Here is a 6,144-nt window from a genome sequence, read left to right as displayed (position 1 = left end):
TAATGCCAGTAAGAACTTACTCAATTTAGTAAGGTAAAAAACAACGGGGAGGGTTCACCCCTTTGAGCTTGGTATATTTGGTCAGCTAGTAAAAGTGACTACGACCCAAGAAGCCCGTCACTGTAGTGATGGGAGGTTCACATGATGGCCGATTCATCTCAACACATTGCAGAACCTGAACGCATTCAAGCAGCAGATTATACTAGATAACAGTTTATCAAAACCCAAAGAAAAGGTGAGTATAATGACAAAAGAGAGCGGAATGACTTATGCACCAAAAGGAAAGCCAAAACCAGTAGTGAAAGAAAATGAGTTTGTCATTGCAGCGATTGGACTGGACCACGGACATATTTATGGTATGGCTAATGGCTGTTTGGAAGCTGGAGCAACATTAAAGTGGGTTTATGATAAAGACCCGGAAAAAATGAAAGCCTTTAAACAGAAATATCCCGAGGTCCAGTTTGCAGACTCTAAAGAAACAATTTATGAAGATGAGTCCGTTGACATGGTCTTATCGGCAGCTATCGCAAGTGAACGCAGCCGTATCGGTAACGAAAGTATGCGTGCGGGTAAGCACTACTTTGCCGATAAAACGGCCTTCACCACATTAGAGCAATTGGATGAAAGTAAGCGAGTCGTGCAAGAAACAGGCAAACGGTTCTTTGTTTATTTTGGTGAGCGCCTCCATGTCGAAAGTGCGATTTATGCTGGCCAGTTAATAAAAGAAGGCGTGATTGGAACTGTTATTCAAGTAACAGGATTTGGTCCACACCGATTGGGCAAAGCAGGAAGACCGGACTGGTTCTTTGAAAAAGAAAAATACGGCGGTATTTTATGCGATATAGGTAGCCACCAAATTGAACAATTCTTGTTTTACACAAGTAATACTGAAGCAGAAGTCGTCCACAGTAAAGTAGCTAATTACGCTAATCATGATAAGCCAGGCCTTGAAGACTATGGCGATGCCACTTTGGTTGGAGCTAATGGGGCTACTTTCTACTTCAAAGTGGACTGGTTTACGCCAGACGGCTTATCTACTTGGGGAGACGGCCGAACGTTCATTACTGGTACAAAAGGAACAATTGAACTGAGGAAATACGTCGATGTAGCAAGAGAAGAATCAGGCAATCATTTGTATTTAGTTACAGAAGAAGGCGAGCAACACATTGATGTCAATGGAAAAGTCGGATACCCGTTCTTTGGGGAAATGATTTTAGACTGCATCAATAAAACAGAAGTAGCGATGACTCAAGACCACATTTTCAAAGCGCAAGAGTTAAGCCTATTAGCTGAACGTGATGCGATGGTATTAACGCCTAACTTGCCATTAAACTAGTCAAGCATGATGAGTTAGTATCAATAGCTTAAGGAGGCACGTATGACAGAGCAATCAAACGAGCAACACAGATCAATCTTTGCAAATCCAATCCTTCCAAGTGATGAATACATTCCAGACCCTGAAGTGCATGTCTTTGGAGAACGGGTTTACATTTTCGGTAGCCATGATGAATTTAACGGCAAGATGTATTGTGATAACGACTATGTGACATGGTCTGCCCCGGTGGAAGACTTAACAGACTGGCGTTATGAAGGGGTAATTTTTAAAAAGACCGATCATCAGTCACCCATTAAAAAAGGCAAAACCAACATGTATGCACCAGATGTTGCTCAAGGACCGGATGGCGCTTATTATTTATATTATTCAATTGCCGACTCTAGTGTGATTTCTGTTGCAAAAAGCGATCATCCAACAGGCCCGTATAACTATTATGGAGATGTTAAGCGTCCAAATGGTAAAGTATACGGCGAAGAAGAATCGGATTATTTTGAGTTTGATCCAGCCGTATTAGTAGACGGCGACAAAGTTTTTTTATACTCCGGTTCAGGCCAGAAAGCCAATGAAAAAAATGGTCACCCTGTTGTTGGCTTATTTGTAAGAGAATTGCAACAAGATATGCTGACATCAAAAGGAGAACCAGTCATTTTAATGCCAGCGAATGATGACCGCAAGAAACCGAACTTTTTTGAGGCGGCTTCAGTTAGAAAAATAGGTGAATGGTATTATTTAGTTTATATGGCAACGGATTTATCTGGCTTGCATTATATGATGAGTAAATACCCTGATAGAGGTTTTGAGCATAAAGGACTTTTGTATTCTACAAGTAAAAATCTATTGAATGATGGAACCTCTGTTCAAGATGCTCATCTGATTGATAACAATCATGGCAGTATTGAAGAGATAAATGGTGAGGTTTACGTCTTTAATCATCGACACACAAACCGATCGCATTTCTCGAGGCAAGTAGTGGGTGACAAAGTGACCATGAATGAAGATGGGACCTTCGAACCAACAGAGTACACGAGTTATGGCTTAAGAGATAAGCCCTTTAATGAGTTAACTGCTTATCCGGCTACAATGACATGTGGTCTGATGAATACGAAAGACCCATCAAAAGCACCCTATATTACTCAAGAAACTAGACAAGATGGTGAAGGGACCTACTCACTGATAAAAGAGATGATTGATGGCACGCAATTAGAATACAAATCCTTTGACTTGCCAGAAGCCAGACGCTTGTCTTTAAGAATCAGAGGAGAAGCGACAGGCTTAATAAGAGTTGAGCGCTTTACTAGCAATCATTATGAAGAGAGACTTGATATCAGTATCAGCTCAAGTAAGTGGGAAACAGTAGAGATAGACTTGCTTCAAGTGTCAGAACTATTTGATGTAACCCTGTCTTATAGTGGAGAAGGCCATTTTGATATTCAAACACTGGCCTTTCATTAGAACATGACCATTGGAGGATAATATGTTTTTTGATTCAGATTATATTCACTTTAAACCGTCAAGCAACACACTATCAATTGTGGATCAGACGAGAGGATTGCCTATCGTTGTGCTTGAGAATGAGCATAAAAGTGTGAAACGTGTGGCGGAAGATTTACAAAAAGATATTGAAAAAGTAACTGGCTTTAAACCACAGCTTTATTTTGAGTTAATAGAGGAGCCTGCCATTATTGTTGGTACGGCCAACAATGAAACCTTAATTAATGCACTGCCAATTGATGCCTGTGAACTAAAAACAAGGTGGGAAAGTTACTCTATTGATACAGTTGTCATGCCCAACCAACCAGAAGAAAGTATTGTTGTTTTGGGAAGTGACAACCGCGGATCTATTTATGGCGTATACGATATCACAGAAAAAATCGGCGTCTCTCCTTGGTACTGGTGGATGGATGTGCCAGTTAAAAAACATGAAGCACTATATATGTCAAAAGGAAGAGTGTTTAGCAAAGGACCAAGCGTTCAGTATAGAGGCTTTTTCTTAAATGATGAAGGGCCTTCTTTAATGACTTGGGTGCGGACTCATTTCCCAGATTTCACTCATGAATTCTACGAAAAGATATTCGAGTTAACACTGAGGCTAAAAGGAAACTACCACTGGCCAGCAATGTGGGACAGTACCTTCTATGAAGATGATGAGAAAAACATCGAAACCGCTGATTTATATGGAGTGGTGATAGGGACCTCTCACCATGAACCGATGGACAGACCCCACGGAGATTGGAAAGCTCATAAACAAGGGCCATGGGACTACGCCTTAAACGAAGAGTATTTAAAAGAATTTTGGACAGAAGGTATCGAGCGATCTAAACCATATGAAACCATTATTAATCTGGGCATGCGTGGTGATGGAGATGAGCCAATGGGTGGCGATTTAACCTTCCAAGAAAAAGTTCAATTGATGGAAAAGATCATTAAAGATCAACGAACCATTATTCAAGACACGATGGATGTATCAGTTGAAGATGTGCCTCAAATGTGGGCTCTTTATAAAGAGGTTAAAGAGTATTATGACTCAGGTATGGATGTGCCCGAAGATGTGACGTTACTTTGGGGCGACGATAACTTTGGAAATATAAGACGGTTGCCTACAAAAGAGGAACGTAAACGTAAAGGTGGAGCAGGAATTTATTACCACTTTGACTATGTAGGTGGTCCACGTTCTTACAAATGGGTCAATACAGTACCTATCCAAAAAACATATGAGCAAATGCATAAGGCGTACGCATATGATGCGAAGAAAGTTTGGATTGTCAATGTGGGTGACTTGAAGCCTATGGAATATCAAACTGAATTTTTCATGAAGTTAGCTTGGGATGTCGATGCTTTTTCACCAGATAATTTAGAAATCTATGCCCTCGAATGGGCAGAGTACACCTTTGGAGAGACGCACGGAAAAGACGTGGCTCACATTATTCGTGATTACGTTAAATTTAATGGTCGGTTGAAGCCAGAAATATTAAATCTGGTAGAAGGGTATAGCTGGGAGAACGAATACGAAGCAGAACGCACGTTAAAGGCATTCAAACAAACAGTAGACTTAGCAGAACAAGTATACAAAGACTTGCCTGATGAGTTAAAAGATGCCTTCTATCAAGTGGCTTATTATCCTGCCAAAGCCTCCTATACCGTATTGAAACTTCAACTACTTGTTAACTTATCGAAAAAGTATGCTCAAGAAGGACGAGCAGCAACAAAACTCGTTGTGGCAGAAGCAAAGCGTTTATTTGAAGAAGATAAAGACTTAACTTTCTACTACAATAAAGTTGTTTCAAATGGTAAATGGGATCACATGATGGACCAATTGCATATTGGTTACACCTACTGGCAACAGCCGGATGAACTGATTTTACCAGATATGCCTAATTGGACAAAAGAGAAGGAAGCCAATGGTGAATGGGATGCTGTCGCATTGGATGGCGGCAATACGGACGTGTATACTAAGAAGCCACTAATGGTTGAAGTCTACAACAAAGGGTCACAAGTCATTGACCTATCAGTTGCATCAGACAAGGATTGGTTGTCAGTATCGAAAACGGATCTAACCCTTCATGTTCAACAACGTATTGAACTCACAGTTGATTGGGATCACATCCCTTACGGTGAACACATTAATGGCGTCGTTCAGTTAAACGATTCACAAGGCAACAAGAAATCAGTCCATAGAACCGTCCACAACCCTGAAGAAACATTAAAAGGGGGATATGTTCCTATTGATGGAAAGATTGCCATAGAAGCAGAAGACTTTACAGATAAAAGAGAAACAGATAGTCATCAATGGCAAGTGATTCCTGATTACGGCCGCACACAATCGTCTGTCGCGATTTACCCTGTCGAGTTCGATTCACCTTATTCAATCAATGAATCACCACGACTGTCTTATGATATTGTGTTAGCCGAAGAAACAGAAGTGAAGGTAAAGGTTGTGACAGCGCCGTCCTTAGCCTTTGATCCTGAAGGCGATATGAGATTAGGTATCTCTGTTAACGACACAGAGCCTGAAACCGTATTTGCCGGTGACTTATCTCAAAATGGCGAAAGAGATTCGAAGGATTGGGAGAAGAGTGTCATCGTCAATGACAATGTATTTGAAGGCACTACAACCTTACTACCGGCAGGTCAACATACGATTCATTTAACGTTAATTGACCCACAAATAGTGATTCAAAAAGTCATCATTGACAGTGGAGGAGAAAAACCAACCTTCCTTGGACCACTCCCTACACCACATGCAGACAAGCTAGAAACATATCAGCCGTATCAACCAGTCATCTATTCTGATTTGGCGGTTATACCAGGCAAGCTTACTTTAAATCAATCGAATACGAGAGTATATGTACTAGAATCTGGCTTCTACTCAGTAGATGAATCAGTCATTGACGACTTACTGGTAAATGAAGAACACGTTGGAGAGGCAACGAATCAAACGGTATTCTTAGAAAAAGGCTCCCAAGACCTATCGCTAGACAGGGATGTATACACTTTGTCTATTCAATTGGAAAAAGCCATGCCACTTAACTTGACTACTGACTTTTTAATAGAAGAAAAAGAAGGGGTATTGAGGTTAGTGCTTCACTATTATGGACAAACATCCATCAATTATAAAATGGATGTGGCCATAGGAAACGAACACACTGTCTATGCTAATTCATCCACAAAAGGCTATTTAAAAACAGATGAGCAGAGAGTCATCCCGCTTGTCTTTGATGGTGATAGAATTGAAGGTGCTGATTTAGTCATTCTTAAACTTCACTCGGAAGGTTACACACGTACAATCGAATTACCCATAAGCATGTAAA

3 protein-coding genes are annotated in these 6,144 nt (G+C 40.6%); all 3 read left to right on the top strand.

Annotation, left to right across the window (positions count from 1 at the left end; all coding sequences use genetic code 11):
* The first annotated feature begins 244 nt into the window (after positions 1-244).
* The 3 genes from C3945_RS06960 to C3945_RS06950 are packed head-to-tail and all read left to right on the top strand — an operon-like array spanning position 245 to position 6,143.
* Positions 245-1,336 carry a Gfo/Idh/MocA family protein gene (locus tag C3945_RS06960; RefSeq protein ID WP_161878979.1) on the top strand — a complete coding sequence of 364 codons (1,092 nt, stop codon included), beginning with the start codon at positions 245-247 and terminating at the stop codon, positions 1,334-1,336.
* Positions 1,337-1,378: 42 nt separating this feature from the next.
* Positions 1,379-2,788, top strand: coding sequence for a family 43 glycosylhydrolase (locus C3945_RS06955; RefSeq protein ID WP_161878978.1), 1,410 nt, complete (start codon positions 1,379-1,381; stop codon positions 2,786-2,788).
* Positions 2,789-2,810: 22 nt separating this feature from the next.
* Positions 2,811-6,143, top strand: a complete 3,333-nt coding sequence (locus C3945_RS06950; RefSeq protein ID WP_161878977.1) for a glycosyl hydrolase 115 family protein — start codon at positions 2,811-2,813, stop codon at positions 6,141-6,143.
* Position 6,144: the final 1 nt, after the last annotated feature.

It is taken from the genome of Alkalibacterium sp. MB6 (genome assembly GCF_009935905.1).
In the GTDB taxonomy this organism is placed as follows: Bacteria; Bacillota; Bacilli; order Lactobacillales; family Carnobacteriaceae_A; genus Alkalibacterium.
The sequence above is the reverse complement of the archived record's forward strand: the minus strand, read 5'-3'. Positions and strand labels throughout refer to the sequence as shown.

What these genes read in the sequence shown, in the direction of transcription:
- C3945_RS06960 (WP_161878979.1), top strand. Translation starts at nt 245, where the DNA reads ATGACAAAAGAGAGCGGAATGACTTATGCACCAAAAGGAAAGCCAAAA.
- C3945_RS06955 (WP_161878978.1), top strand. Translation starts at nt 1,379, where the DNA reads ATGACAGAGCAATCAAACGAGCAACACAGATCAATCTTTGCAAATCCA.
- C3945_RS06950 (WP_161878977.1), top strand. Translation starts at nt 2,811, where the DNA reads ATGTTTTTTGATTCAGATTATATTCACTTTAAACCGTCAAGCAACACA.